The sequence below is a fragment of the Aeromonas sp. R2-3 genome (assembly GCF_040908375.1).
GTDB classification, from domain to species: domain Bacteria; phylum Pseudomonadota; class Gammaproteobacteria; order Enterobacterales; family Aeromonadaceae; genus Aeromonas; species Aeromonas veronii.
The window spans coordinates 114,020-140,507 of the sequence record NZ_JBFODP010000031.1 but is presented as its reverse complement, the minus strand read 5'-3'; the positions used below and the strand labels follow the sequence as shown (position 1 = coordinate 140,507).

The window sequence follows — 26,488 nt, the reverse complement described above, 5'->3', positions numbered from 1 at the left end:
AGATGTTAATGAGGACGATATGGTAACCATTCGTTTACAACGTGGTGGCGCGAAAAAGCGTCCGTTCTACCAGGTAGTAGTTTCTGACAGCCGTTGCGCCCGTGACGGTCGCTTCATCGAGCGCGTTGGTTTCTTCAACCCGGTTGCTGCTGGTCAAGCTGAAAAGCTGAACCTGGACCTGGCTCGTATCGAGCATTGGGTTGCTACTGGTGCCGCTGTTTCTGACCGCGTTGCCAAGCTGATCAAAGACGCTAAAAAAGCTGCTTAATCAGCCCAACGGTAAGGAGTTAAGGTGGAAAAACCTGTAGTTCTGGGCACCCTGGGTACCGTTTATGGCATCAAGGGCTGGCTTAAAGTGAACTCCTTCACCGATGTTGCCGAAGCGATTTTCGATTACAACCCCTGGCTGATTAATCAGAACGGGGCGTGGCGTGAAATTCGGGTTTCATCCTGGAAACGTCACAACAAGGGTCTGATCTGCAAACTCGATGGTATCGATGTGCGCGAAGATGCCCTGGCATTGACCAATGTCGAGATTGGCGTACCCGCCGATCTGTTGCCTGCGTTGCCTGAAGGTGAGTTCTATTGGCGTGACCTGATTGGTTGCTCCGTGGTGACCACCAAGGGATACGACCTGGGCAAGGTGACCGAATTGATGGAAACCGGCTCCAACGATGTGTTGGTGGTTGAGGCCAATGTAAAAGATGCCTTTGGTGCAAAGGAGCGGTTGATTCCGTTCCTGGAAGAGCAGGTGATCAAGAATATTGATCTGACTGCTCGAACAATCGAAGTTGATTGGGATCCTGGTTTCTAGTTTCCCGCGCTAACACGGGTGCCGGAGGTTTCTTATGTGGATTGGGGTTATTAGCCTCTTCCCTGAAATGTTCCGAGCCATTACCGAGCACGGGGTAACGGGTCGGGCCGTCAAGAGTGGCCTGCTGCAGATTGAGTGCTGGAACCCCCGGGAGTTTACCCACGACAAACACCGTACGGTCGATGATCGTCCTTATGGTGGTGGGCCCGGCATGTTAATGATGGTTCAGCCGCTGCGTGACGCGATTCATGCAGCCAAGCAAGCGGCGGGAGACGGGGCGAAAGTCATCTATCTCTCTCCTCAGGGACGCAAGCTGACTCAAGCGGGCGTAACCGAGTTGGCGACGAATCAGAAACTGATTCTGGTAGCCGGTCGATACGAAGGTATCGATGAACGCGTGATACAAACCGAAGTCGACGAAGAGTGGTCTATCGGGGATTACGTGTTAAGTGGTGGCGAGTTGCCTGCCATGACCCTGATCGATGCGGTTTCGCGTCTGGTCCCCGGGGTTTTGGGTGATCAGGCCAGTGCCGAGCAAGACTCCTTTACGGATGGCTTGCTGGATCATCCCCACTACACTCGGCCGGAGGTGTTGGATGGATTGGCGGTGCCCGAAGCGCTGACAAGCGGCAATCACGAAGTGATTCGACGCTGGCGTCTCAAGCAATCGCTCGGACGGACCTGGCAAAGAAGGCCGGAACTTATTAACAACCTAGCTCTGACTGACGAGCAAGAATCACTTCTTGCCGAGTATGTCCGCGAAGTGCGTGACAGCGTTAAGTAGAGTTTTCAGTTTATCCTAGGTAAGGAAAGACAATGAGCAAGATTATTCAGCAGCTTGAACAAGAGCAACTGCGTACCGACATCCCGGCTTTTGCCCAGGGCGACACTGTACGTGTTCAAGTTCGTGTTAAAGAAGGTGGTAAAGAGCGTCTGCAGGCTTTCGAAGGCATCGTTATTGCCAAGCGTAACCGCGGTCTGCACTCTGCTTTCACCGTTCGCAAGATCTCCAACGGCGAAGGTGTTGAGCGTGTATTCCAGACTCACTCTCCGCTGATCCACAGTGTAGAACTGAAGCGTCGTGGTGATGTTCGCCGCGCCAAACTGTACTACCTGCGCAACCTGTCCGGCAAAGCTGCTCGTATCAAAGAGAAGCTCAACTAATTCGATTCGAATTGGTGTCGGTATGTCGGCAAATAGCTCGACAGGTAGTGAAAAGGCTCGCCAATGGCGAGCCTTTTTTGTATCCGTCTATGGACTATCTGGTTGCCGTTACTGGATGACCCGAACTACCGAGTTGTCGCGCCCGAAGGGGCCTGGCACATAGTCATCCGCTGCCCAGTCATTCTCGTAGAGGGTTTCCCCTGCCGGGGTGATGAGCTGGTAGCAATATTCGAAGTACCCCGGGCCGTCGGTCGGCAGATTGAGGGTGGCTTTGAACTCGCCGCTCTTCATGCGTTTCAGCTCGACCGGTTGCCACTGGGTGAACTCGCCGATCAGCATCACCTGTTCCGCTCCTGCAGCCGCCTCTTTCTCTACGGCAAAGGTCACCTTGACCTCGGGCTTGGACTTCAAAAACTGTTTGATCAGTGGCATGACGCCTCCTTGTCTGTGAGTTAAAAATGGCTCCTGTCTATTTTTATACCACCATATGACAAAGATGTTGATAAGGCAGATCAAGTCGGCAAGGCAAAATAGCGTTGCAGCAAACTGTGGGTGAAGTCGATCTTGAGATAGAAGCCGCGGGGCAGGGTCATGATGGGTTGACCATCGCGGCCGATGGCGCGAGTCAGCGCCTTGTTGTTGGCCGCCTTGGGCCGCAGTTGCATCACCTGGCCGTGGCGTGCGCTGATCTGCTCCACTTCTCCCAGCACTATCATGTCCATCAGCTCCTCCCAGTCCTGACGCAGTAGCCGATCTTCCTCTTCATTCGGGCTCCACATCAGCGGCATGCCGACTCGCCGCTCGCCAACCGGGATCTCGCGACTGCCTTCCACCGGGATCCAGAGCACCCGGGAGAGCTTGTTGCGTACGTTGGACTCCTCCCAGCGCTGGCCGCTGACGCCGATCAGCGGGGCAACGCAGACGAAGGTGGTCTCCAGCGGTTTGCCTTGAGGATCCACGGGGATCGTCTTGAGTTCGATCCCCAGCTCCGGGAAGTCCTGCTCCGGCTTGCTCCCAGCGCTGGCCCCCAGTTGCAGCTCGATCAACTGACCGACCCACCCCTTGTCACGGCGCAGGTCTTTGGGCACTGCGACACCAGCCTCGGCGGCCAGCTGCGCCAGCGTGAAGCCTGCCATGGCATAGGCGCGGCTCAATAACTCCTGCTCGGATTGGGGATTGCTTGGCATAGTTGGCTCCATCTTGCTCGCCATATTCTAACAGGGGAGGATCCCGAGAAGGATCGCTGTTTTTATAACCGTTCCTGAGTGGATAAGATCAAATGCAGAGAATTTGGGGGCTATCAGTTCATCATTATGATTTTAAAGGATTTTGTCTGTTTTATCGAGCAGTAAGCCAGGTCTGGTTTGACCTCGAAATAGTTGTCCAAGGGTTTGTGCATGATGTTACACACAGTTATCCACAGAAATCTTGGATAAGTGGATGAAAGTGGGTGGAGTCGCTGATATGTTACAAAAAATTGTGAATGCCACCCCATTTTTACAGGCTAAACGGGGTAGATATTGTGCCACGCCTGTGGGTAATTTCGCCGCGGTGGATCTTTGAGCAGTTGAACTTGTTCACAATCCGGATCATGGATAAGGCTCTTGGGGGAACATGGATCTAGATCCAGTTGTTTTATGTCAAGATTATGAAAAATAATGATTTTTTATATTTAATGTCGCGTGGTGATACGAAGAGTTACTTTTCGCGTACAGTTTAAAAGTACTGTATATACCCGTTTGCTAACAGCTTTATGCACAGCCTGGGTGGGCAACTTGGGGTAGCGGATCCTTGGATTTGTTTATAAGTATGTTTGAAATTGAAAGTTATTCATGAAACAGGGGATTCACTCCTTGTTTGCTGCCACGGAGTGAATGTGGAACAATCTCCTTATAGATTCAGCCTTTATAAGGTGATCACGTGATTGATGGCGACGGATTTCGTCCCAATGTCGGTATCGTGATCTGTAACCGTGAAGGACAAGTGTTGTGGGCTAAACGCTATGGGCAGCACTCCTGGCAGTTTCCGCAGGGGGGGGTTGATGATGGTGAAACGCCAGAGCAGGCCATGTATCGAGAGCTGTATGAGGAGATTGGCCTCAAGCCCGAAGATGTGACCATCATGGCCACCAGTCGTAACTGGCTAAAGTACCGTTTACCCAAACGTCTTGTCCGCTGGGACAGTTCACCGGTCTGTATTGGCCAAAAACAAAAATGGTTCCTGTTGCAGCTGAATTCGGGCAAGGAGTCGCGGATCCAGTTCGGCTGTCATGGCCATCCCGAATTTGACGACTGGCGTTGGGTCAGCTTCTGGTATCCGGTGCGTCAGGTCGTTTCGTTCAAGCGGGAGGTTTACCGCCGAGTCATGAAAGAGTTTGCCCCGCTGGCGATGCCAGTGCCGGTAGTGCAGGTCAACAAGAAGGATGGGCGGCGCAACCGCGCCCGTTAAGGAGCACAGATTAGTTGTTAACGGAACTGAGACGTATCGTCGAGAGCATGGCCGAGGCCAATACCCTCGAGCAGGCCTTGCAGGCATTGGTGAGCCAGACTCGGCACGCCATGGCAGTGGACTGCTGCTCCGTCTATGTCTCGGAACCCGAGGTGCGCCGCTATCGCCTGGCGGCTACCGACGGCTTGGCCCCGTCCGCAGTCGGCAAGGTGACCCTGCCCTACGAGCAGGGCATCGTCGGTCTGGTGGGTCAGCGGGAAGAGCTGATCAACCTGGCTGATGCCCCCGCGCATCCCAGTTTCAAATTCCTGCCCGATGTTGCCGAAGAGGCGTTCCGCTCCTTCCTCGGCGCTCCCATCATGCATCAGCGTCAGGTGGTCGGCATTCTGGTGGTGCAGCAGAAGGAGAGCCGCCGCTTCGATGAGGGGGAAGAGTCCTTCATGGTCACCCTGGCGGCCCAGCTGGCGGCGCGGATCGCTCAGGCGCAGGCCAAGGGGTGGTTGCAGAAGACCGACTGGAGCAAGCCGCTGCGCGGTATTGCCGGTGCCAGCGGCATCGCCATGGCCAAGGCCTGGGTGTGGCGGCCCCGCAAGGCGCTCTCGTCCATTACCCCGCGCAAGGATGAAGACCATGCCAGCCAGCTGGCGCGGCTGGAGCTGGCGGTTGAGGAAGTGCGGCACGACTTGGAGAGTCTGGCGCTGCGTTTTCGCGAGAGCTACAGCCAGGATTCGGTGGCGATCTTCGATATCTATCTCCATCTGCTGAACGATCCCGGCTACATCAAGCCCATTCGCAACAAGGTGAGCAAGGAGCACTGGACTGCGGTATCTGCGGTCAAGCTCATCAGCGATCGCTTGATCGAGCAGTTCAAGGGGATGAAGGATCCTTACCTGCAGGAGCGCTCCACCGACGTGAAGGATATTGCCCAGCGGCTGATCAGCCGACTGGTGCAGAATGAACCGGAGCATATCTCCATCGGCGAACCTGTGGTGCTGGTAGCCGACGAGGTGACAGCCACTATTCTGGCGGAAGTGCCCCGCGAGTATCTGACCGGGGTGGTCTCGCTCAAGGGGGGGACCAACTCCCACGCCGCCATTCTGGCCCGTGCCATGGGGGTGGCCGCCATCATGGGGGTCGATCTGCCCCTTGGTGATATCGGTGGTCGCATGCTGGTTGTCGATGGTTACAGCGGCGATCTCTTCATCGAACCCAATCAGGTGATTCTGACCGAGTATCGTCAGCTGCTGAGCGAAGAGCGGGCGCTCGATAGCCTGGTGCGCAGCGTCGACAACCTGCCATCCGAGACGGCCGACGGCACCAAGGTCTCCCTACTGCTCAACGCCGGTCTCAGCGCCGATACCGAGATCTCCCTCAACCAGCTGGCGGACGGGGTGGGCCTCTATCGCACCGAGATCCCCTTTATGCTGCAGGAGAGCTTCCCCTCAGAGTGGGAACAGACTGCCCGTTATCGCGGCATTCTGGAGACATACCGCAACCGGCCGGTCTGCATGCGGACGCTGGATGTGGGCGGCGACAAGCCGTTGCCCTATTTCCCCATCGTCGAGGAAAACCCCTTCCTTGGCTGGCGGGGGATCCGGATCACCCTGGATCACCCCGAACTGTTTCTGGTGCAGCTCAAGGCGATGCTGCGGGCCAGTGAAGGGCTGGACAATCTGGCCATCATGCTGCCGATGATCAGCAGCGTCAGCGAAATCAAGGCCTCCCGTCGTCTGCTGGATCAGGCGTGGCGAGAGGTGTCGGAAGAGGCGGCGAGCCGCGATGCGGTGATCCGCTACCCCAGCCTCGGGGTGATGATCGAGGTGCCCTCAGCCCTCTTTATCTTGCCGGAGATGGCGCCGCTCATCGATTTCTGGTCGGTGGGCAGTAACGACCTTACCCAGTACCTGCTGGCGGTAGATCGCAACAATTCCCGGGTTGCCAACATCTATGATGCCTTCCATCCTGCGGTGATCCGCGCCCTGCAACAGCTGGTTGATGCCTCCCATCGCTACCAGAAGCCGGTGTCGGTGTGTGGAGAGCTGGCCGGTGATCCGGTCGGTGTGTTGCTGCTGCTGGCCATGGGCTATCGCCGCTTCAGTATGAACACCCACAACATCGCCCGGATCAAGTACGTGCTGCGTCAATCCACCCTGAGCGAGTTGACCGAACTGATGGCCGATGGCCTCAAACATGATAACCCCCACGTGCTGCGCGGCCTGTTTGCCCGCTATCTGGAGGAGCATGGTTTGGGCGGTTTGCTGCGAGCCGGTCATAAATCGAAACAGAGTGATTGATAATCATGCCTTGTCCCTGCTGACGAATGATCGGAAAATGCGGCTTTTATTTTGACTGGGGCCGCATATGCAGCACGATGGATATTGGGTTTTCTCGCAGATTGATCCCGTAGCATTCAGTTTGGGACCACTATCGGTACGCTGGTATGGTCTCATGTACCTGTTCGGTTTCGCTTTTGCCATGTGGCTTGCCGGCCGTCGCGCCGATGCACCGAACAGCGGCTGGACCCGCAACGAGGTGTCGGATCTGTTGTTCTACGGTTTCCTCGGGGTGATCCTCGGTGGCCGTGTCGGTTACGTGCTGTTCTACAACTTCGATCTCTTCCTCGCGGATCCCACCTATCTGTTCAAGATCTGGACCGGCGGTATGTCGTTCCACGGTGGGCTGATCGGGGTGATCACCGCGATGATCTGGTTTGCCCACAAAACCAAGCGCCACTTCTTCACCGTGGCCGACTTTGTGGCACCGCTCATTCCGTTCGGTCTCGGCGTTGGCCGGATCGGCAACTTTCTCAACGGCGAGCTGTGGGGCCGGGTCACCGATGTGCCTTGGGCCATCATCTTCCCGGAGGCTGGCCCCGAGCCGCGTCATCCCTCCCAGCTTTACCAGTTCGCGCTGGAAGGGGTGGTGCTGTTCATCATCCTCAACCTGTTCTGGCGCAAGAATCCGCCGCGTGGGGCCATCTCCGGCATGTTCCTGCTGTTCTACGGCCTGTTCCGCTTCCTGGTGGAGTTTGTGCGCCAGCCGGACAGCCAGCTCGGTCTCTACTTCCAGGAGATCAGCATGGGCCAGATCCTCTCCACCCCGATGATTATCGCCGGTGCCCTGATGATCTGGGCCGCCTACAAGCGTCCGCAGTTGTTCGGTAATGCCGTGAAGGAGGCGAAATAATGCGAGCTTATCTCGACCTGATGCAGAAAATCCTCGATGAGGGCACCGTCAAGTCAGACCGTACCGGCACCGGTACTGTCTCCCTGTTCGGCCATCAGATGCGCTTCAATCTGGCGGAGGGGTTCCCGCTGGTGACCACCAAGAAGTGCCACCTGCGCTCCATCATTCACGAGCTGCTCTGGTTCCTCAATGGCGATACCAATACCGCCTATCTGAAGGAAAATGGCGTCAGCATCTGGGATGAGTGGGCCGACGAGAATGGCGATCTGGGGCCGGTTTACGGCGCGCAGTGGCGCTCCTGGCCTGCAGCCGACGGCTCTGTCATCGACCAGATTCAGAAGGCGGTGGATGACATCAAGCACAACCCTGATTCGCGCCGCATCATCGTATCCGCCTGGAACGTGGGCGAACTGGACAAGATGGCGCTGGCTCCCTGCCACGCCTTCTTCCAGTTCTATGTGGCGGACGGCAAGCTCTCCTGCCAGCTTTACCAGCGCAGTTGCGATGTGTTCCTCGGCCTGCCGTTCAACATCGCCAGCTACGCCCTGCTGACCCACATGATGGCCCAGCAGTGCAATCTGGAAGTGGGTGACTTTGTCTGGACTGGCGGTGATGTGCATCTCTACTCCAACCACATGGAGCAGACAGCTCTGCAGCTCTCCCGCGAGCCGCGCCCGCTGCCGACCCTGGTGATCAAGCGCAAACCTGACTCCATCTTCGACTACAAGTTCGAGGATTTCGAGATCGAGGGTTATGACCCCCACCCCGGCATCAAGGCGCCCGTCGCCATCTGATAGAAAGGCGCCTCAGGGCGCCTTTTTTATGCAGTTTAATAATTGAAAATTCATTTTATTGATTAATCAGACGGTAGCCAGAGACGAGGAAAAACCTGCTTATAGCAGGTATGTTCTATTTTGCCTTCGGTTTTTTCGTTGTATTGAGCAGCAAGAAACGATTTTCCATTGGTTGTTGCAGGAGATAGACTCAAACCAAAGCAATACGGTGGAAAATTTAACCATGAGTGACGTAATCAAAAAGTTCCTGAAGCTGGAGGCCGCCTCCGGAATTATTCTGATCATGGCTGCCATGCTGGCAATGATTTTAGCCAATACCGCGCTGGCTGGCGGGTATCAGGCGTTTCTCGACACGCCGGTGCAGGTGCGCATCGCGGCTCTCGACATCAACAAGCCGCTACTGCTCTGGATCAACGATGGCTTTATGGCGATCTTCTTCCTGCTGGTTGGTCTGGAAGTGAAGCGTGAAATGCTGGAAGGGGCGCTCTCGACCAGGGTTCAGGCGACCTTCCCGGCTATTGCGGCGGTGGGCGGCATGCTGGCTCCGGCCTTGATCTACGCCTTTTTCAACTATTCGGATGAAGTGGCGCGCGCTGGCTGGGCGATCCCGGCTGCGACCGACATCGCCTTTGCCCTCGGGGTGATGGCGCTGCTCGGCAAGCGGGTGCCGGTGAGCCTCAAGGTATTCCTGTTGGCGCTGGCCATCATGGATGACCTCGGCGTCATCATCATCATCGCGCTCTTCTATACCCAGCAGTTGTCGCTTGAGGCGCTGGCCATCGGTATTCTGGCAACCCTCACTCTGCTTTGGATGAATCGCCGTGGTGAGGACAGGATCAGCCTCTACATGTTGGTTGGTCTGGTGCTCTGGGTTGCGGTGCTCAAGTCTGGCGTCCATGCGACCTTGGCGGGTGTAGTGGTGGGCTTTATGGTTCCGCTTAACGGCAAGCGTTACGCCTCGCCGCTCAAGTATCTGGAGCATCAACTGCACCCCTGGAGTGCCTATCTGATCCTGCCTCTGTTTGCCTTTGCCAACGCCGGGGTATCGCTGGAAGGGATTGGTCTCTCCTCCCTGCTGAGTCCGGTACCGATGGGGATCATGCTGGGGCTGTTTATCGGCAAGCCGCTCGGGGTGTTCACCATCAGCTGGCTGTCGGTCAAGCTGGGCATCGCCCAGTTGCCGCCCGGGGTCAACTTCAAGCAGATTTTTGCGGTCAGCATCCTCTGTGGCATCGGGTTCACCATGTCGATGTTTATCGCGTCGCTCGCCTTCGAGCACGGTGGGCTGGATTACGGCAGCTACTCTCGCCTCGGGATCCTGGTGGGCTCCACCATGGCGGCGGTAGTCGGCTATCTGGCCTTGCGCATGGCCCTTCCCAAGGGTGAAGGGGAACAGAGTACGGAGGGACTATGAAGCTGCATACAGGGTTGTTGATGCTGTTGTTGAGCCCCGCGACATGGGCCGGCGGGCTGGAGGATTGCAAGCAGGACGCAGCTTCGGCGAACTGCTCTGCCTATCTGAACGGGGTGGTAGACAGCGCCCTGCTGCTGGGGGACAAGCAAGCCAAGGCGCGCTTTGGCGAGACTTTCTCCGAGCGGGCGTTGAGCAGCCGGGCAGGGGAGATGGTCAAGCGTTCCAACAAGCGTTATTGCGCTGACCGAATGCCGGACAAAGCACGCCTCAAGGCCAGTCTGATGGAGCAGTTTGGCGCGAACAAGGTTGACTCGGTTAGCGACATGTATGACATTCTGGCGGTTGAACTCAGCTGCTACCGGAGTCCGCGTCAAGCGGGAACCCCATCGGATGTCACACCTTAACTACAACCATCTCTACTATTTCTGGATGACTCAGAAGAAGGGCTCCGTTACCCAGGCTGCGGAAGCCCTTTTTTTGACCCCGCAAACCGTCACCGGTCAGATCAAGCTGCTGGAGCAGCGCCTCGGGGGCAAGCTACTCAAACGCAAGGGGCGCTCCCTTGAGGCGACCGAGCTGGGCCAGCTGGTGTTTCGCTATGCCGACAAGATGTTCAGCCTCTCCTACGAGATGCTCGATATCGTCAACTACCGCAAGGAGAGCCAGATCCTGTTCGACGTCGGCATCGCCGATGCCCTCTCCAAGCGCCTTGCCAGCCGCGTGCTGCTTTCTGTCATCCCCAATGATGGTTCCATCCATCTGTGCTGTTTCGAATCGACCCACGAACTACTGCTGGAGCAGCTGAGCGAGCACAAGCTCGATATGATCCTCTCCGACTGTCCGGTGGACTCCAGCCAACATGCGGGGCTGCTCTCCAAACGGCTGGGCGGCTGTGGCGTCAGCTTCTTCTGCAAGGAGCCGCTGCCTGAAAAGCCCTTTCCAGCCTGTCTGGAAGAGCGCAAGCTGCTGATCCCCGGTCGCCGTACCGCCATGGGGCGTCAGCTAACCCAGTGGTTCGAGCAGCAGGGTGTCTCCCCCAGCATTCTTGGCGAGTTTGATGATGCCGCCTTGATGAAGGCGTTTGGCTTCTTCAATCAGGGCATCTTTATGGCTCCCACCATCTATCGGGAGGAGATCCTCGAGGGGGAGGGGGTGATGCTGATCGGGGAAACTCAGGATCTGATGGAGGAGTATTACGTCATCTTCGCCGAGCGGATGATCCAGCATCCGGCGGTGAAGCGGGTCTGCGAGAGCGATTTTACCTTTCTCTTTTCCGGCCAGGAGAACTTCTCCGCCATCCAGCCGGCCACCCTGTCGTTTTAAAACGACCCGTCACCACGTATCATCGACGATGAGTGGTAGAGGAGAGATGTGATGCAACTTGAAGAGATGGAAGTCAATGCGAGTAAAGCGGTGGCCTTGCTCAAGGCGCTGGCCAACGAACGGCGGCTGTTTATTCTGTGCCAGTTGCTGGAGCGCGAACTGTCGGTGGGGGAGCTCAACGAGCGACTGGGATTGAGTCAGTCGGCCTTGTCACAGCATCTTGCGCTGCTGCGGCGGGATGAGCTGGTGACGACGCGCAAAGAGGCCCAGACGGTCTACTATTCGCTGCGCAGCCATGAGGTGCGTGAAATGATCAGTTTGCTGCATCGACTTTATTGCAGCGCAGATAAATAAAAAACCGGCACTAAGGCCGGTTTTTTCAGCTTTGATCAGCAGAAGCTGATTAAGCCATAGCTTTGATCTGGGCAGACAGGCGGCTCTTGTGACGAGCAGCTTTGTTCTTGTGGATCAGGCCTTTGGTCGCCATACGATCCATGATCGGCTGAGCAACAGCGAAAGCGGCAGTCGCGGCAGCTTTGTCGCCAGAGGCGATAGCAGCAATGACTTTCTTCAGGTAGGTACGGGTCATGGAACGACGGCTGGCGTTGTGCTGACGGCGTTTTTCTGACTGAAGAGCGCGCTTCTTAGCAGATTTGATGTTAGCCAAGGTAAAACTCCTAAAACTGTCTTAGCGAGTGTATTGAAAAGGCCCGGAAATATGCCCTTCCAACCACATATTGTCAAATGATTTGTGCAAATAAACACCGCCTCCCGGTGGTGTGTCAGTAGGGAGACGGTTAAACTGTCGGCCGATTCTAGCAGCATTCTTTTCATTCTGACAGTTCCAGAGGCCTCGTCTTGAGTAAGAAATTGATCAAATCCGGCATGATAGTGTCCGGAATGACGCTGGCATCCCGCGTAATGGGCTTGGTTCGCGATGTGGTCATCGCAAATCTGCTCGGTGCCGGGGTGGCCGCCGACGTCTTCTTTTTTGCCAATCGCATTCCCAACTTTCTGCGTCGTCTGTTCGCCGAAGGTGCCTTCAACCAGGCCTTTGTTCCCGTGATGACGGAGTACAAGAAAAATGGCGACGAGGGGGAAGTGCGTGAATTGCTGGCGGCGGTAGCGGGCACGCTGGGGGGGATAGTGACTGTGGTCACCCTGCTCGGGGTGCTGGGGTCGGGTGTGCTGACCGCGCTGTTTGGCTGGGGCTGGTTCTGGGACTGGCTGCACGGCGGCCCTGCGGCCGAGAAGTTCGAGCTCGCCAGTCTGATGCTTAAAATCACCTTCCCCTACCTCTGGTTTATCACTTTTACCGCCATGGCGGGGGCCATCCTCAACACCTTCGGCCGCTTTGCAGTCTCGTCGTTTACGCCGGTGTTTCTCAACATCACCATGATTGCGGCGGCCTGGTGGATTGCACCGCTGATGGACAAACCTGAGATCTCGCTGGCGATTGGTGTCTTTTTGGGCGGTTTGGTGCAGTTTTTGTTCCAGTATCCCTTTTTGCGCCAAATCAACATGCTGGTATGGCCCAAGTGGGGATGGAATCACCCTGGGGTGGTGAAGATCCGCACCCTAATGATCCCCGCCCTGTTCGGGGTATCGGTCAGCCAGATCAACCTGCTGGTCAACACCATGCTGGCTTCGTTTTTGGCGACCGGTGCCATCAGTTATCTCTACTACTCGGATCGCCTGCTGGAGTTCCCCCTCGGTCTGTTTGCTGTGGCCATCAGTACCGTGATCCTGCCTGCGCTGGCGAAGAAGCATGTGGATGCCGATCCGGCCGACTTCTCCCGCACCATGGATTGGGGGGTGCGGATGGTAATGCTGCTCGGCCTGCCCGCCATGATAGGCATTGCGGTGATGCGCGAGCCCATTTTGCGAGTGCTGTTCATGCGCGGCGAGTTCGGCCTGCATGAAGTGAGCATGTCGAGCGCGAGCCTGCTGGCCTCCACTACCGGTCTGCTCTCCCTGATGCTGATCAAGGTGCTGGCGCCCGGTTACTATGCCCGTCAGGACACCAAGACGCCGGTGCGGATCGGGGTGATGTCGATGATTGCCAACATGGTTTGCAACCTCATTTTCATCTACCCGCTCGGTTACGTGGGGTTGGCGCTCTCGACCGCCTGCTCGGGTACTCTGAATGCGGCCTTGCTGTTCAAGGGGTTGTACCAGCAGAGCGTCTATCGTCCCTCCCGCCATACCGGCGTGTTCTGCCTCAAGCTGCTGGTCGCCAGCGTGCTGATGGGGGGCGTGCTCGCCTATCTGTCGCCAGACTTGGCCCAGTGGGGCGCATGGAGCATGGGCAAGGCCAGTTTGCAGCTGACCATGCTGCTGTCGCTGGGGGCCGGGGTCTATGCCGTGGTGTTGCTGCTGCTGGGCATTCGGCCGCGTCACCTTAAATCGGGGCAGCAGTAGCCGTGATCCTGCGGCGCCATGGGGATAGTGCCTCATGACGCCGCAGATGGGCGGGATTGGGCCCGGATAGTTGAAATCAGGCTATGAGGGCTGACCCTGCCTGCTGCCTGATATATAATCCGCCGATTTCCATGGCAGCAACGCACAAGGCACTGATGGAGCTTATTCGCGGCATTCACAATCTCAAGCCCCGTCACCGGGGATGTGTATTAACCATTGGCAACTTTGATGGGGTTCATCAGGGTCACCATGCGGTATTGGCACGTCTCAAGGAGAAAGCGGCCCAGCTGGGATTGCCCGCCTGCGTCATGCTGTTTGAGCCGCAGCCGCTGGAGCTGTTTGCCGGCACGGCAGCGCCCGCCCGGCTGAGCCGGTTGCGGGAAAAGTACGAAGCGCTGCAGGGGCTGCATATCGATCGCATGCTCTGCGTACGCTTCAGCCACCGCTTTGCCGAGCAGGGTGCCTCGACCTTCATCGAGCAGTTGCTGGTGGAGAAGCTCGGGGTGCGCTATCTGGTGGTCGGCGATGATTTTCGCTTCGGCAAGGGGCGGGAAGGGGACTTCCACCTGCTGGAGGAGGCGGGTCATCGCTTCGGGTTCGAGGTGATCAGTACCCAGAGCTTCCAGCTCGAACGGCAGCGGGTCAGCAGCACCCTGGTGCGTGAAGCCCTTAAGGCGGGCCGGATGGCGGAAGTGGAGCTGATGCTTGGCCGTCCCTACACCATCAGCGGCCGGGTGGCTCACGGCGACAAGCTGGGGCGCACCATAGGTTTTCCCACCGCCAATCTGGCCCTCAAGCGTCAGGTGATCCCGGTCGGTGGCGTGTTTGCGGTGGAAGTGATATGTTCCGGCAAGACCTTCCCCGGTGTAGCCAATGTGGGTGTACGGCCGACCTTGAGCGGTACACAAGCCAGATTGGAAGTACATCTATTTGATTTTTCTGGTGATCTATATGGTCAGCAGGTCAAGGTGCTGCTTCGCCACAAGCTGCGCGAAGAGCAGAAGTTTGCCTCTTTCACTGCCTTGAAAGAGCAGATCGAACGAGATGCCCTGGCGGCCCGAGCCTGGTTCGGGCTGCCACAATTCAATTTACCCAGCACTCTTTTAGAAAAGAAGGGAACCCAGGACTGATGAGCGACTATAAACACACCCTGAATCTTCCGGAAACCGAGTTTCCGATGCGTGGCGATCTGGCCAAGCGCGAACCCAACATGCTGAAACGTTGGTACGATCAGGATCTCTACGGCGCTATTCGCCGCGCCAAAGCGGGCAAGCCTTCTTTCATTCTGCACGATGGCCCCCCCTATGCGAACGGCAACATTCACATCGGTCACTCGGTCAACAAGATCCTCAAAGACATCATCATCAAGTCCAAGGGTCTCTCCGGTTTCGATTCCCCCTATGTGCCGGGTTGGGATTGCCACGGTCTCCCTATCGAGCTGAAAGTGGAAGGCATGGTCGGCAAGCCGGGCGAGAAGGTTTCCGCTGCCGAATTCCGCGCCGAGTGCCGCAAATACGCCAAGACCCAGATCGAAGCGCAGAAGACCGACTTCATCCGTCTGGGTGTGCTGGGTGACTGGGAACACCCCTACCTGACCATGGATTTTGGCACCGAAGCCAACATCATCCGCTCCATGGCCAAGATCGTTGAAAACGGCCACTTGCACAAAGGCTCCAAGCCGGTGCACTGGTGTACCGATTGCGGCTCCGCGCTGGCTGAAGCCGAAGTGGAGTACTACGACAAAAACTCCCCCTCCATTGATGTGCGCTTCAAGGCCGTTGATGAGGCGACCGTTGCCGCCAAGTTTGACTGCGCCGAAGGCCACACCGGCAAGGGCCCGATCTCTGCGGTGATCTGGACCACCACTCCGTGGACCCTGCCAGCCAACCGCGCCATCGCCATGCACGCCGACCTCGACTATGCGCTGGTGCAAGTTGAAGGGGAGAACCCCGAGCGTCTGATTCTGGCCGCTGAGCTGGTCAAGGATGTGATGGATCGCGCCGGTATCGAGAAGTTCCACAATCTGGGTTACGCCAAGGGCGCCGCGCTCGAGCTGCTGCGCTTCAACCACCCCTTCTACAGCTTCGACGTGCCTGTGGTACTGGGTGACCACGTTACCCTGGATGCCGGTACCGGCGCCGTACACACCGCCCCTGGCCACGGTCAGGAAGACTTCGTGGTCGGTCAGAAGTACGGTTTGGAAGTGGCCAACCCGGTTGGCAGCAACGGTGTTTACCTGCCGGATACCGAACTGTTTGCCGGCCAGCATGTGTTTAAGGCCAATGCCTCCGTGATCGAAGTGCTGACCGAGCGCGGTGCCCTGCTGCATCACAAGGTGTTCAACCACTCCTATCCGCACTGCTGGCGTCACAAGACCCCGATCATCTTCCGTGCTACCCCGCAGTGGTTCATCAGCATGGAGCAGAAGGGTCTGCGCAAGCGCGCACTGGAAGAGATCGAGCGCATCGAGAAGGACGGCATTGCCCAGCAAGGCCAGAGCGGCTGGGTACCGGCCTGGGGTAAAAACCGCATTCAGGCGATGGTCGAGAACCGTCCTGACTGGTGTATCTCCCGTCAGCGCACCTGGGGTGTGCCCATCTCCCTGTTCGTCCACAAAGAGACCCAGGAACTGCATCCGGAATCCGTGCGCCTGATGCACGAAGTCGCCAAGCGGGTCGAGCAGTCCGGTATTCAGGCATGGTGGGATCTGGACAAGGCCGAGCTGCTGGGTAGCGATGCCGACATGTATGACAAGGTGCCTGACACTCTGGACGTCTGGTTTGACTCCGGTTCTACCCACGCTTCCGTGGTTGATGCCCGTCCCGAGTTCAACGGCAAGCCGGCCGACATGTATCTGGAAGGTTCTGACCAGCACCGTGGCTGGTTCATGTCCTCCCTGATGATCGGCGTGGCCATGAAAGACAAGGCTCCGTACAACCAGGTGCTGACTCACGGTTTCACTGTTGATGGTCAGGGTCGCAAGATGTCCAAGTCCATCGGCAACGTGGTGAGCCCGCAGGACGTAATGAACAAGCTGGGGGCAGACATCCTGCGTCTGTGGGTAGCGAGCACTGACTACACCGGCGAGATGACTGTCTCCGACGAGATCCTCAAGCGCTCTGCCGATGCTTATCGTCGTATTCGCAACACTGCCCGCTTCCTGCTGGCCAACCTGAACGGCTTCAATCCGGCGACCGACATGGTGGCACCTGCCGACATGGTGGTGGTGGATCGCTGGGCTGTGGGTCGTGCCAAAGCGGTACAGGCCGAGATCATGGCGGCATTCGACGAGTACAACTTCCACGGTGTAACCCAGAAGCTGATGCAGTTCTGCTCCATCGAGATGGGCTCCTTCTATCTGGACGTCATCAAGGATCGCCAGTACACCGCCAAGGCTGACAGCCTGGCCCGTCGTTCTTGCCAGACCGCCCTCTATCACATCGCCGAGGCCATGGTGCGCTGGATGGCGCCGATCATGAGCTTCACCGCTGATGAAATCTGGGCCCTGCTGCCGGGTGAGCGCGGCGAGTTCGTCTTCACCGAAGAGTGGTACGACGGCCTGTTCGGGCTGGAAGCGGGTGAAACCCTCAACGACGAGTTCTGGGCCGAGATCCTCACCGTGCGCGGTGAAGTGAACAAGGCGCTGGAAGTGGCTCGTGGTGAGAAGCGCATCGGCGGCTCCCTGCAGGCCGAGCTGACCCTGTTTGCCAAGCCGGAGCTGGCTGCACGCCTGAATGCCCTGGCTGATGAGCTGCGCTTCGTGCTGCTCACCTCCAAAGCCAATGTGGTTGAGGCTGACACTGCGCCGGAAGGCTCTGTGGCGACCGAGCGTGATGACCTGTGGCTGAGCGTGGCCCAGTCTGCTGCCGCCAAGTGCGACCGCTGCTGGCACCATGTAGAAGATGTGGGCACCATAGCCGGTCACGAAGAGATCTGTGGTCGCTGTGTGACCAACGTTGAGGGTGACGGCGAAACTCGTCAATTTGCCTGATGAACATGACTCAACATAAAAGCGGCCTGCGTTGGCTGTGGCTGGCAGTGCTGGCCTTTGTTCTGGACCAGGCGAGCAAGCTCGCCGTGGTCAAGTTGCTGCCATTTGGTTACCCGGGGGTGGAGATCACCCCCTTCTTCAATCTGGTTCACGTCTACAACAAGGGCGCCGCATTCAGCTTTCTGGCTGATCAGGGGGGCTGGCAGCGCTGGTTCTTCGCGGTGCTGGCTTTTGCCATCTGTGGATTGCTGATCCACTGGCTGCGCAAGCAGTCGGTGACCCAGCGTTGGAGCGGTATCGCCTATTCACTCATCATCGGCGGCGCCCTCGGCAACGTCTTTGATCGACTGGTGTTGGGCCATGTGGTCGATTTCCTCGACTTCTACTGGCAGCGTGCGCACTGGCCGGCATTCAATCTGGCCGACAGCTTTATCTTTATCGGGGCCGCCATGATTGTGCTGGACGGTTTCCGTGGTGAGAAAAAGGAGCAGGCATGAGCCAGCAGATCACCGCTAACAGCAGCGTGCTGTTCCACTTCTCCATCAAGCTGGAAGATGGCTCGGTTGCCGACAGCACGGCGCTGCACGGCAAACCTGCCCGCCTGCGGATGGGCGATGGCAGCCTGACTCCCACCTTCGAGCAGTGTCTGCTGGGGCTGAGCGAAGGGGAGAGCAAGAGTTTTACTCTGGCGCCGGAAGAGGCCTTTGGTCTCTCCAACCCCGACAACATCTACCATCTCGACCGTGCCAAATTTGGCGCCGATGTGGAGCCAAAAGTCGGCACCATCATCCTGTTCGATCAGCCCAATGGCAGCGAGCTGCCGGGCATTATCCGGGCGGTAGCCGGGATGTCGGTCACGGTCGATTTCAACCACCCGCTGGCCGGTCATACCGTCACCTTCGAGGTGGAGATCCTGGGCGTTGATGATGAGGAGAAGGTGCATTAATGGATATTCTGCTCGCTAACCCTCGCGGTTTTTGCGCCGGTGTCGATCGCGCCATCAGTATTGTCGAGAGCGCGCTGGAGAAGTTCGGTGCCCCCATCTATGTCCGCCACGAAGTGGTGCATAACCGCTATGTGGTGAACAAGCTGAAAGAGGCGGGCGCTGTCTTCGTCGAGGAGCTGGACGAGGTGCCGGATGACAGCATCGTCATCTTCTCTGCCCACGGTGTGGCCAAGACAGTGCGCGAGATGGCCAAGTCCCGCGCCCTCAAGGTATTCGATGCCACCTGTCCGCTGGTGACCAAGGTGCACATGGAGGTGCATCGCGCCAGCCGTAAGGGCTCTGAGGCTGTGCTCATCGGCCACGCCGGTCACCCCGAGGTGATCGGGACCATGGGGCAGTACGAGAATCGTGAAGGCGGTATGTATCTGGTGGAGACGCCGGAAGATGTGGCCAAGCTCAAGGTGAAGAATCCGGATGACCTCTGTTTTGTCACCCAGACCACCCTGAGCGTGGACGAGACCTCTGATGTTATCGATGCGCTGCGCAAGCACTTCCCCAAGATCCAGGGGCCGCGCAAGGATGATATCTGCTACGCCACCCAGAACCGTCAGGATGCGGTGCGGGAGATAGCGGGGCTGGTGGACGCCATGCTGGTGGTGGGGTCGCGTAACTCCTCCAACTCCAACCGTCTGCGCGAGTTGGCCGAGAAGGTGGGTGCCAGAGCCTATCTTATCGACGATGCGTCGATGATTGAGGCGAGCTGGCTGGAAGGCGTGAAGGCGATTGGCGTCACCGCTGGCGCATCCGCCCCCGAGGTGCTGGTGCAAAACGTTATTGCCCGCCTCCGGGAGCTGGGAGGCAAGGTGGTCGCCGAGCATCCTGGCCGTGAAGAGAACGTAGTCTTTGAGGTTCCTCCCGAACTTAGAATAATTTGAGTGCAGCCAGGAAGGCTTAAGAATAAAGTGTGTTGATAATGACGCCGGGTTTGTTCAAGAGACAGGCTCGGCGTTAAACTTATGAAACAGTCTGTCACCAAGGATGGGATATGATTGGATACTTTCGTGGCTTTTCTCTTATTGAGTTGATGATTGTCATCGCCATCGTGGCGATTCTTGGCACCATCGCTTATCCCGCTTATCAGCAATATGTGCTGACCAGTCAGCGCGTCGAAGCCAAGAGCATGCTGTTGAATGCGGCCAATCGGCAAGAAACCTATTTTATGGATTTCAATCAGTATGCATCCTCTGCCGCTGCTCTTGGTATCAGTAGTGCATCTGAGAATGGTCTGTATCAATTATCCATTGCCGTATCAGGCAACACCTACACCTTGTCAGCCAGTGCTGGCTCGACGACAGCCCAAGCCAAAGATACCGATTGCACGGTGTTTTCCATTAATCAGTTGGGTGTCAAAAGTGCTTCCGGTGCAGCTAGCAATAGCTGTTGGGAATAGCCCATGGTCATTCATGTTTCACCACATGAGAGAGGATTCAGCCTGCTGGAGGTGATGATCACCGCAGTCATCCTGTCGTTGGGGCTGCTTGGTCTGGTTGCTTTGCAAACCCATTCAAAATTTGCCAGTTATGAAGCTCGTCAGCGCACTATTGCCAGCTGGTTGGCTAACGATATGGTTGAACGAGTACGAATAAATCGCGATAGCTGGACCGCATCCGGTGCTGTGACCGTTAATCTTGCCGCCAACTTGCCACGTCCGACATGCGCCGCCGCAGATGGCACAATCAGCGCGTGCAGTGCTGCAGATTTACGTAATGCCGACCTTCACTACTGGCAACAAGCCCTGCTTGGGGCCAGTGTTTCGGGGGCTGCATCCTCCCTGAATTCACCGATAGGCTGCGTGGTGCGGCGGGCCAATAATGTATTGGCTGTCGGGATATTCTGGGCTGGCAAGCAAGAGATATCTGATGGGGGGGCTGCCACCGCCGCAGCAACGCTGATCAATGAGTGTCAACTCTCGACAGCAAATAATCTTTCGAGGCGCCAGTTTATTCTGACGACGACTTTATGAATTCTCGCGGTTTCACGCTGGTAGAGTGGCTGGTCGCTATGCTGCTCGGTCTATTTTTGTTGGCGGGGGTATTCACTGTTTTTGTGATGTCTCGCTCCAGCTCTCAAGATGCCTTTGATCAAAGTGAATTACAGGAAAATGGTCGATTGGCCATTCGGTTGATTAGCCAGGATATCAAATGGGCTGGCTTTTTTGGAGCTTATACTGGTCAGTCAACACAAGTTGGTTCTTCTCTGAGCCTCAGTGCTGACAGCATTGTTCCTGCCAGTAGCGATTGTCTGGATGAGCGCTCTGTCGGTAGTTTGCCATCACCTCTTGGGCCAATTCGCGGGCTTTGGGTTTCACGGGTCTCCGCAAGCAAAGGATTGAGTGGTTTTACTTGTATTGATGCCAACGATCGAGTGGCAAACTCCGATGTAATCAGTATCAAGCGACTGGTAGGGCGTCCTATACCAGCATCAGAGGGATTGGATACAAACCGCTTTTATATGGCAACCAATAGTCAGGAGGCGAGAGTCATCAAGGGAAGCGAAACCAGACCACTCTTTGGTGCCAATAATGAGAGCCAGATCTGGGAATACCAGCACTACGTTTATTACCTGTCACAAGAAGATGGTATTCCTGTTTTACGCAAGCGCTATTTGACCGTCAATGGTGGTTCTTCTCTGATTGGTGGCGCCATGGCGGAAGGGGTTGAACATATGGTGTTGATGTATGGTGTTGACGACTCCTTGATCCCTGATGGGCGCATAGACAGATATATGTCAACGGACCAAATGACAACACAGCGCTGGAATGAGGGGCGAGTATTGGGTGCTCGGCTTTTCTTGCTGATTAGAGCCGCTCGGGAATCAAGTCGCTATAAGAATAACAATAGCTATCAACTCGGTAATATTACGGTTAATGGTGGTGGTGATGGTTATCGCCGTCTGCTATTGGAAAGCAGTATTGCATTACGCAATCAACAAATAACCACCCGAGGTGGAACATGAGATTGGTTAAAAAAAACCAGGGTGTAGCATTGATTGTTGCACTGGTTATTCTGGTTCCCTTGACTCTGATTGCGGTAGTCGTCATGCAATCCAGTGGTATGAGTCTGAAGATGGCGGGTTCTAGTGCCAGTTTGCAACGGGCGGAGCACGAAGTTGAAGGTACTCTGGAGTCTGCATTGAGCGATACTTCTCTTTCAACACAAATTGCTACACAGGCTATTGGGGTTTCAGCTGCAATAGGCACTACAACTCCAGCTACAACTCTGACAGTCAATACAGAAAGTGTATGCAAACGTAAATTTGAAGCCAGTAGCCAGAATGTAACGCCAGCTTGTCGTTATGCTGAAGCCACCACATCCAGTGCTTATGGCAAGGTGAATAGCCAAATGACCTTTACCGCCGGGGTAGAACAGCCCCTGCTCAGTGCCAATTAGGGGGCGGGTGATGAACATAAGGAACTGTTTGTTTACAAGCTTGCTGGTATTGTGTTGCGGAATATCAGGGGCATCTTTGGCGGTAGGTACTGGTTATTCCGATGATACCGAGTTGTTTATTTATGACTTTGCCAAGGCGGGGGACTTTCGCCCTAAGGTGCTCTTTATTTTCGATAACTCGGGGAGTATGAAAAATACAACCGAAGTTGCTAAAGAGCCTTATGACTCATCGATAAGTTATCCATCATTGGCTAATGATCCAGATGTTAATAATAGTAATCGCTTCATCTATTTCTCCAGTGATGGAAAAGTTCCCACTATCAACAGTACCAAACGTTTTAGTGAGAATTTAAATGCATGTGCGACATCTAAAGGCCCTCTAAGTAATGTGGGCCGATTTCAGTCACGAGTTTGGGGATATGAAATATATGATAAAAATAGAAAGGGGCGTTGGCGTTCTCTAAATGATTTTGATATTTACAGTATAATAATTGCAGATTGCCAGCAAGATATTGATGAGCAAAACGCAAACAATCAATATTCAGGCCCATATTCAACATATATTGTTGATGGTTATCCCGTTGACAAGCCAAATCGCACAACGGGAAGCTGGTTTTACACATCAAATGTAGCCAATGCTCTTGCTAGTGGTAGTTCTACCCAGATCTCATTATTTACGGCAAATTATGTCCGTTGGTATTACGGCAGTACAGGTGTGTCAACACAAACTCGATTGAAAGTTGCTCAGGATGCAGTCAAAGAACTGGTTTTGGCTACGCCAGCTGTCGATTTTGGTCTGGCTGTTTTTAACTACAATGATGGCAATGAACCTGGTAGTAGAAATGGCGGAAGAATAATCCGCAATATTGTAGGTAACGATGCCATCCTCACCTCTGGTAAAAGCGGTGCGCAGGATTTGATTGACAAGGTAAATAGTTTGAGCTCTGACACTTGGACTCCCTTGTGTGAAACACTATATGAATCATATAGATACTTTGGCGGTTTGGGGGTGTACTTTGGTGACGATGATGTAAATCGTACTCCCAAGCGGGATAGCAATGCTGAAGTAACATCGGGTATATATAAAACCCCCTATGATAAATGCTCCAATAATGGTTATATCATCTATATGACAGATGGTGAACCAACCAATGATAAAGCAGCAGATTCCCTTGTCGCCAACCTGATCAACACGTTATCTACAGAGGATAAGGTTACTTATGGCGGCTTGGTTAGTTATGGGTCTTCTGGTGAAAAAAGCTATCTTGCTGCACTTGCCGGATATATGAAAAACAATGATGTAAACACCTCGGCTATTGGCAAACAAACAGTCACAACATTCACCGTGGGTTTTGGAGATGAAGCAATTAAGGGGGCCGGTGCATTATTGGCAGAGACCGCTCGTCGTGGTGGGGGTAAATACTATCCGGCAACCGATGCAACCCAACTTAACGAAGCATTAAAATCATCATTACTAGCTATCTTGAAAATGAATACCTCGCTGGTCTCCCCCGCCATTGCCACTAATAACTTTGACCGTACTCGCAGTCTGAATAATATTTATTATGCAATGTTTGAGCCTGGTTCTGGTCCACGATGGAAGGGCAATCTTAAAAAGCTGGTTCTGAATCCAGATAAGGGTTATGTAGTCGATCAGAGTGGCTTACCTGCGATATCCAGTGATGGAACAATTCTTGAGTCAGCAAGAACCTATTGGTCATCCACCAGTGATGGTAACAAGGTTGCCGAGGGGGGGGTACAAGAGATGTTGGCAGCCAAAACCAACCGTAATATTTATATTATTCCTCCTTCTACAAGTGAATTGAGTTCCTTTAGTAAGTCAACCCTTGAAAGTATGGCAGGTGGGGCTACTGAGCTGCGCACAGTGATGAAGCTGGATGGTGCGGATAGCATGGATGAACTGCTTAATTGGATCAAGGGGATGGATGCTTTTGATGAAAATAAAGATGGTGAAAAAACGGATATTCGAGAGCATATTCTTGGTGACCCTCTGCATTCACGGCCATTAGTGATCAACTACGGTTGTACAAAGTCGACAGGACAGATTACATGTACACCTGACTTGCGCATTGTGATGGGAAGTAATGCCGGCTTCTTGCATATGTTTAAAGACAGCGGCACCACGGTTGATGAAAGCTGGGCCGTTATGCCCTATCAATTTATTGCCAATCAGAAAGCGCTGCGAGAAAACCTGGATTCATCGGCTCATCTATATGGTGTAGATTCATCGCCCACTGTGCTGGTCAATGAGCAAGTCAAAGATGGTCATATCAAGTCGTCACAAGGTGACAAAGTGTGGTTATTTACCGGGTTGCGCGGTGGTGGCAAGGCCTATTATGCGTTGAATATATCCGATCCGGACTCCCCTTCGCTTATGTGGCGGTTGGATAAAAACAGCGCCGGTTTCAGCAAACTGGGCGAGACCTGGTCGATCCCCGAGGTTGCGTTCATTCCCGGTTATTACACAGAAACCAATGGTAAAAAAACCTATAAGCCAGTCCTGATATTCTCTGGAGGTTATGATCAGGCCAAGAGCTATTTGGGCCAGGGGGCTGAAGACAGTGAAGGGTTGGGTATTTATATCGTGGATGCTGAGGCCGGCACGCTGTTGTTAAGCTTTACCCCGGATGTGGCCAGTGCAACCAACAAACAGGTTGCAGGCATGGTTTATAGCATGCCTGGCGCTGTTTCTGTGCTGGACAGCGATGGAGATGGTGTATCTGACCGGATTTATGCGGGTGATACCGGCGGTCAGATCTGGCGCATCGACATGAAGGGGACAGAAAAATCCAAATGGACGGCCATCAAGTTTGCCAGTTTGGGAAATGCACATTTAAGTGGAACAGCCAAGAAGCTGGAAGATGATCGCCGTTTCTTTACCCAGCCGGTATTGGTGCGCACCATCAATAAAGGTTGGAAGTATGATGGGACAAATTATCTTTACAGCGAGCGTCCGTTTGATGCCGTATTGATAGGCAGTGGTGATAGAAACCGCCCCTCCTCGGAGGCGACAACCCAAAATGTGTATGTGATGCTACGTGACTACAATGTTAATCCAACCTTGTTTGGGGCAACGTCTGAACCAGCGGTGCCATCAAGTATCACACTGAACGATCTCTATGATGTGACCAGCGATCCCTTTACGGGTTTGAATGAAGAGCAGATTGTAAACACCACCAAGGCGTTGACCAGCAAGTTGGGATGGAAATTCTGGCTCAATGAAAGCGGTGAAAAATCAATGGGGGCTGGTTTGGTGTTGCAAGGCAAGCTCTATTTCACCTCCTTCTTGCCTCAGGTACAGGACTTCCAACAATGTTCGATTCAATCGATCGGTGCCATGCGCCAATATATGATTGATATGCACTATGGCACTTCTTTCAAATATGTACTGGATAGCAACAATCAGGAAGTTATTCAGCGTTACGTAGAGGTGCAAAATAAGGTTGCTGATGATCTGGTTATTCATGGTGGGGATGATGGCCGGATCAGGATTATAGGTGGTGCTCCCGGCAAGGAGGTCATCCTCAAAGATGATGGGAAGGGAGAGCCTGAGCGCTGTACCGGTGAAGGAGAATGCTCACAAGGTGCGGAAGAGGCAAAAATGGATATGTCTCCCAAGAAAATCTATCTCTATGAAGGAGAACAGGGATGAAACGCATGCTGCTCTGGTGTGTGGGCTTGCCCTTGTTGGTTCATGCCCAAACGGAAGACATAAAATGTTATGTCACTCTGGAAGGTGGCGTGCAGATGGTGTTGCAGCAACCGGTAACTGATACGAGCAAGGCAAATCTGGTCAGGGTGTTTAAACAGAAAGGTTATGAGATTGATGGGGTGGTGCATCTTGTCACAGAGGTAATCGAGTGCGTTCCTTTGGCGGCCACCTTTTCGCTGGCTGATGCAAAAAAACAAGATGAAATCCAACCCAGATAACGTTGGTTATTGAGTAGTGTAAAGGGGCTAAGAACAACTCAGCCCCTTTTTTTCGCTTCTGCTTCTGCCGGATGGGGAAACGATGATATCGACTCGAGGTGCCTGGTCGATACAAAACCGGAGTGTCATGTTGGTGCCAATCGCAGTGCCATCTGGACTGAATCGCACAAATTGTCGATTGGCCGTCACGGTATGTTTTTCAAGAAAGGGTTCTGTTGCTGATAACAAGATATCGCCACTTGCAATATCGAATTGGCGATCCTGATTGATGTCGATAAAGACAAGCATGCGCTGGGCGCCGGTTTGATTTGCGAGTACACAGCCTTCTTTTGTGGAGTTTATGACAGGCATGGCAAGACAGGCTGTGACGGGTTGCTGCTGTGTGATAGCTTGCCGTTGGCCGAAGATCAGGTGGTCCTGCAGGTTTCTTGTGTAGATGTCGCTGTCGGTAGATGTCAGCAGATTTGCCAATGACGGCAGTCCCAAGGTCAGCAGGATGGTTGTCAGGCTTGCAGATATTAAAAACTCAAGCAGGGTAAATCCATTTCGTGCCATAGCGTATGAGTCCTTGTTCAAAGGAGACTCTA

Annotated in this window: 28 protein-coding genes; 24 read left to right on the top strand and 4 right to left on the bottom strand. The window is 54.8% G+C overall.

The annotated features are described in order from the left end of the window. Positions 1–19: 19 nt before the first annotated feature. Genes rpsP through rplS form a run of 4 tightly spaced genes read left to right on the top strand, consistent with a single transcriptional unit; the run spans position 20 to position 1,978 of the window. Entirely contained in the window at positions 20–268 is a 249-nt protein-coding gene (gene rpsP / locus AB5Z02_RS16950) for a 30S ribosomal protein S16 (protein WP_005340392.1), read from the top strand. Positions 269–292: 24 nt separating this feature from the next. After that, positions 293–814: a ribosome maturation factor RimM gene (gene rimM, locus AB5Z02_RS16945; RefSeq protein ID WP_005340394.1), complete on the top strand. Its 522-nt coding sequence runs from the start codon at positions 293–295 to the stop codon at positions 812–814. Between the two features lie 34 nt (positions 815–848). Next, positions 849–1,598 (top strand): tRNA (guanosine(37)-N1)-methyltransferase TrmD, encoded by a 750-nt coding sequence (gene trmD, locus AB5Z02_RS16940; RefSeq protein WP_005340400.1) that lies wholly within the window; start codon positions 849–851, stop codon positions 1,596–1,598. A gap of 32 nt (positions 1,599–1,630) precedes the next feature. Further along, positions 1,631–1,978, top strand: coding sequence for a 50S ribosomal protein L19 (gene rplS / locus AB5Z02_RS16935; protein ID WP_005313505.1), 348 nt, complete (start codon positions 1,631–1,633; stop codon positions 1,976–1,978). Between the two features lie 108 nt (positions 1,979–2,086). Here the strand turns inward: rplS and AB5Z02_RS16930 are convergent, their stop codons facing one another. Continuing rightward, positions 2,087–2,410, bottom strand: a complete 324-nt coding sequence (locus AB5Z02_RS16930) for an isoamylase early set domain-containing protein (protein ID WP_005348910.1) — start codon at positions 2,408–2,410, stop codon at positions 2,087–2,089. Positions 2,411–2,490: 80 nt separating this feature from the next. Beyond that, positions 2,491–3,165, bottom strand: coding sequence for a DNA mismatch repair endonuclease MutH (mutH, locus tag AB5Z02_RS16925; RefSeq protein WP_042084339.1), 675 nt, complete (start codon positions 3,163–3,165; stop codon positions 2,491–2,493). 733 nt (positions 3,166–3,898) lie between these two features. Here mutH and rppH point away from each other — a divergent pair. The 8 genes from rppH (at position 3,899) to AB5Z02_RS16885 (ending at position 11,497) form a co-directional block, all read left to right on the top strand. Beyond that, positions 3,899–4,426: an RNA pyrophosphohydrolase gene (gene rppH, locus AB5Z02_RS16920; RefSeq protein WP_005357996.1), complete on the top strand. Its 528-nt coding sequence runs from the start codon at positions 3,899–3,901 to the stop codon at positions 4,424–4,426. A gap of 14 nt (positions 4,427–4,440) precedes the next feature. Next, positions 4,441–6,720: a phosphoenolpyruvate--protein phosphotransferase gene (gene ptsP, locus AB5Z02_RS16915; protein WP_231720241.1), complete on the top strand. Its 2,280-nt coding sequence runs from the start codon at positions 4,441–4,443 to the stop codon at positions 6,718–6,720. 67 nt (positions 6,721–6,787) lie between these two features. Next, positions 6,788–7,612, top strand: coding sequence for a prolipoprotein diacylglyceryl transferase (gene lgt / locus AB5Z02_RS16910; RefSeq protein ID WP_031227775.1), 825 nt, complete (start codon positions 6,788–6,790; stop codon positions 7,610–7,612). Continuing rightward, the gene (gene thyA, locus AB5Z02_RS16905; protein ID WP_005340427.1) at positions 7,612–8,406 is read left to right on the top strand and encodes a thymidylate synthase; all 795 of its coding nucleotides are present in this window, start codon (positions 7,612–7,614) and stop codon (positions 8,404–8,406) included. Before lgt ends, thyA begins: the two co-directional genes overlap by 1 nt. Before the next feature lie 223 nt (positions 8,407–8,629). Continuing rightward, complete coding sequence (nhaA, locus tag AB5Z02_RS16900) at positions 8,630–9,820, top strand: Na+/H+ antiporter NhaA (protein ID WP_005348917.1); 1,191 nt, start codon at positions 8,630–8,632, stop codon at positions 9,818–9,820. Continuing rightward, positions 9,817–10,224 (top strand): hypothetical protein, encoded by a 408-nt coding sequence (locus AB5Z02_RS16895; RefSeq protein ID WP_368216512.1) that lies wholly within the window; start codon positions 9,817–9,819, stop codon positions 10,222–10,224. Before nhaA ends, AB5Z02_RS16895 begins: the two co-directional genes overlap by 4 nt. Beyond that, positions 10,211–11,143 (top strand): transcriptional activator NhaR, encoded by a 933-nt coding sequence (gene nhaR / locus AB5Z02_RS16890; protein ID WP_368216511.1) that lies wholly within the window; start codon positions 10,211–10,213, stop codon positions 11,141–11,143. The genes AB5Z02_RS16895 and nhaR overlap by 14 nt, the downstream gene beginning before the upstream one ends. A 51-nt stretch (positions 11,144–11,194) precedes the next feature. Further along, positions 11,195–11,497: an ArsR/SmtB family transcription factor gene (locus tag AB5Z02_RS16885; RefSeq protein WP_368216510.1), complete on the top strand. Its 303-nt coding sequence runs from the start codon at positions 11,195–11,197 to the stop codon at positions 11,495–11,497. Between the two features lie 49 nt (positions 11,498–11,546). On the opposite strand, the gene rpsT is transcribed toward AB5Z02_RS16885, so the two are convergent. Beyond that, a complete protein-coding gene (gene rpsT, locus AB5Z02_RS16880; RefSeq protein WP_005308808.1) occupies positions 11,547–11,810 on the bottom strand; it encodes a 30S ribosomal protein S20 in 264 nt (87 codons plus the stop codon). A gap of 191 nt (positions 11,811–12,001) precedes the next feature. Between rpsT and murJ the strand changes: the two genes are divergently transcribed. From murJ to tapY2, 12 genes are all read left to right on the top strand, one after another. Further along, positions 12,002–13,564, top strand: a complete 1,563-nt coding sequence (gene murJ, locus AB5Z02_RS16875) for a murein biosynthesis integral membrane protein MurJ (protein WP_064338809.1) — start codon at positions 12,002–12,004, stop codon at positions 13,562–13,564. A gap of 155 nt (positions 13,565–13,719) precedes the next feature. Beyond that, positions 13,720–14,694 (top strand): bifunctional riboflavin kinase/FAD synthetase, encoded by a 975-nt coding sequence (gene ribF, locus AB5Z02_RS16870; protein ID WP_201953855.1) that lies wholly within the window; start codon positions 13,720–13,722, stop codon positions 14,692–14,694. Beyond that, positions 14,694–17,555: an isoleucine--tRNA ligase gene (gene ileS / locus AB5Z02_RS16865; RefSeq protein ID WP_368216509.1), complete on the top strand. Its 2,862-nt coding sequence runs from the start codon at positions 14,694–14,696 to the stop codon at positions 17,553–17,555. The genes ribF and ileS overlap by 1 nt, the downstream gene beginning before the upstream one ends. Then, positions 17,555–18,052, top strand: coding sequence for a signal peptidase II (lspA, locus tag AB5Z02_RS16860; RefSeq protein WP_005340447.1), 498 nt, complete (start codon positions 17,555–17,557; stop codon positions 18,050–18,052). Before ileS ends, lspA begins: the two co-directional genes overlap by 1 nt. Then, positions 18,049–18,501 carry an FKBP-type peptidyl-prolyl cis-trans isomerase gene (fkpB, locus tag AB5Z02_RS16855; RefSeq protein WP_005341354.1) on the top strand — a complete coding sequence of 151 codons (453 nt, stop codon included), beginning with the start codon at positions 18,049–18,051 and terminating at the stop codon, positions 18,499–18,501. The genes lspA and fkpB overlap by 4 nt, the downstream gene beginning before the upstream one ends. Continuing rightward, the gene (gene ispH, locus AB5Z02_RS16850) at positions 18,501–19,436 is read left to right on the top strand and encodes a 4-hydroxy-3-methylbut-2-enyl diphosphate reductase (protein ID WP_201906432.1); all 936 of its coding nucleotides are present in this window, start codon (positions 18,501–18,503) and stop codon (positions 19,434–19,436) included. Before fkpB ends, ispH begins: the two co-directional genes overlap by 1 nt. Positions 19,437–19,546: 110 nt before the next feature. Beyond that, entirely contained in the window at positions 19,547–19,951 is a 405-nt protein-coding gene (locus tag AB5Z02_RS16845; protein ID WP_231720237.1) for a type IV pilin protein, read from the top strand. Between the two features lie 3 nt (positions 19,952–19,954). Next, on the top strand, positions 19,955–20,524 hold the full coding sequence (gene pilV / locus AB5Z02_RS16840) for a type IV pilus modification protein PilV (protein WP_231720236.1): 570 nt from the start codon (positions 19,955–19,957) through the stop codon (positions 20,522–20,524). Continuing rightward, positions 20,521–21,516, top strand: a complete 996-nt coding sequence (locus AB5Z02_RS16835) for a PilW family protein (protein ID WP_231720235.1) — start codon at positions 20,521–20,523, stop codon at positions 21,514–21,516. Before pilV ends, AB5Z02_RS16835 begins: the two co-directional genes overlap by 4 nt. Beyond that, positions 21,513–21,950, top strand: a complete 438-nt coding sequence (gene tppD, locus AB5Z02_RS16830) for a type IVa pilus pseudopilin TppD (RefSeq protein WP_108614305.1) — start codon at positions 21,513–21,515, stop codon at positions 21,948–21,950. Before AB5Z02_RS16835 ends, tppD begins: the two co-directional genes overlap by 4 nt. A 10-nt stretch (positions 21,951–21,960) precedes the next feature. Continuing rightward, on the top strand, positions 21,961–25,623 hold the full coding sequence (locus AB5Z02_RS16825; RefSeq protein WP_368216508.1) for a pilus assembly protein: 3,663 nt from the start codon (positions 21,961–21,963) through the stop codon (positions 25,621–25,623). Then, complete coding sequence (tapY2, locus tag AB5Z02_RS16820; RefSeq protein WP_043826141.1) at positions 25,620–25,901, top strand: type IVa secretion system protein TapY2; 282 nt, start codon at positions 25,620–25,622, stop codon at positions 25,899–25,901. Before AB5Z02_RS16825 ends, tapY2 begins: the two co-directional genes overlap by 4 nt. Before the next feature lie 27 nt (positions 25,902–25,928). On the opposite strand, the gene AB5Z02_RS16815 is transcribed toward tapY2, so the two are convergent. Beyond that, positions 25,929–26,456, bottom strand: a complete 528-nt coding sequence (locus AB5Z02_RS16815; protein ID WP_201980486.1) for a GspH/FimT family protein — start codon at positions 26,454–26,456, stop codon at positions 25,929–25,931. Between the last annotated feature and the right edge of the window lie 32 nt (positions 26,457–26,488).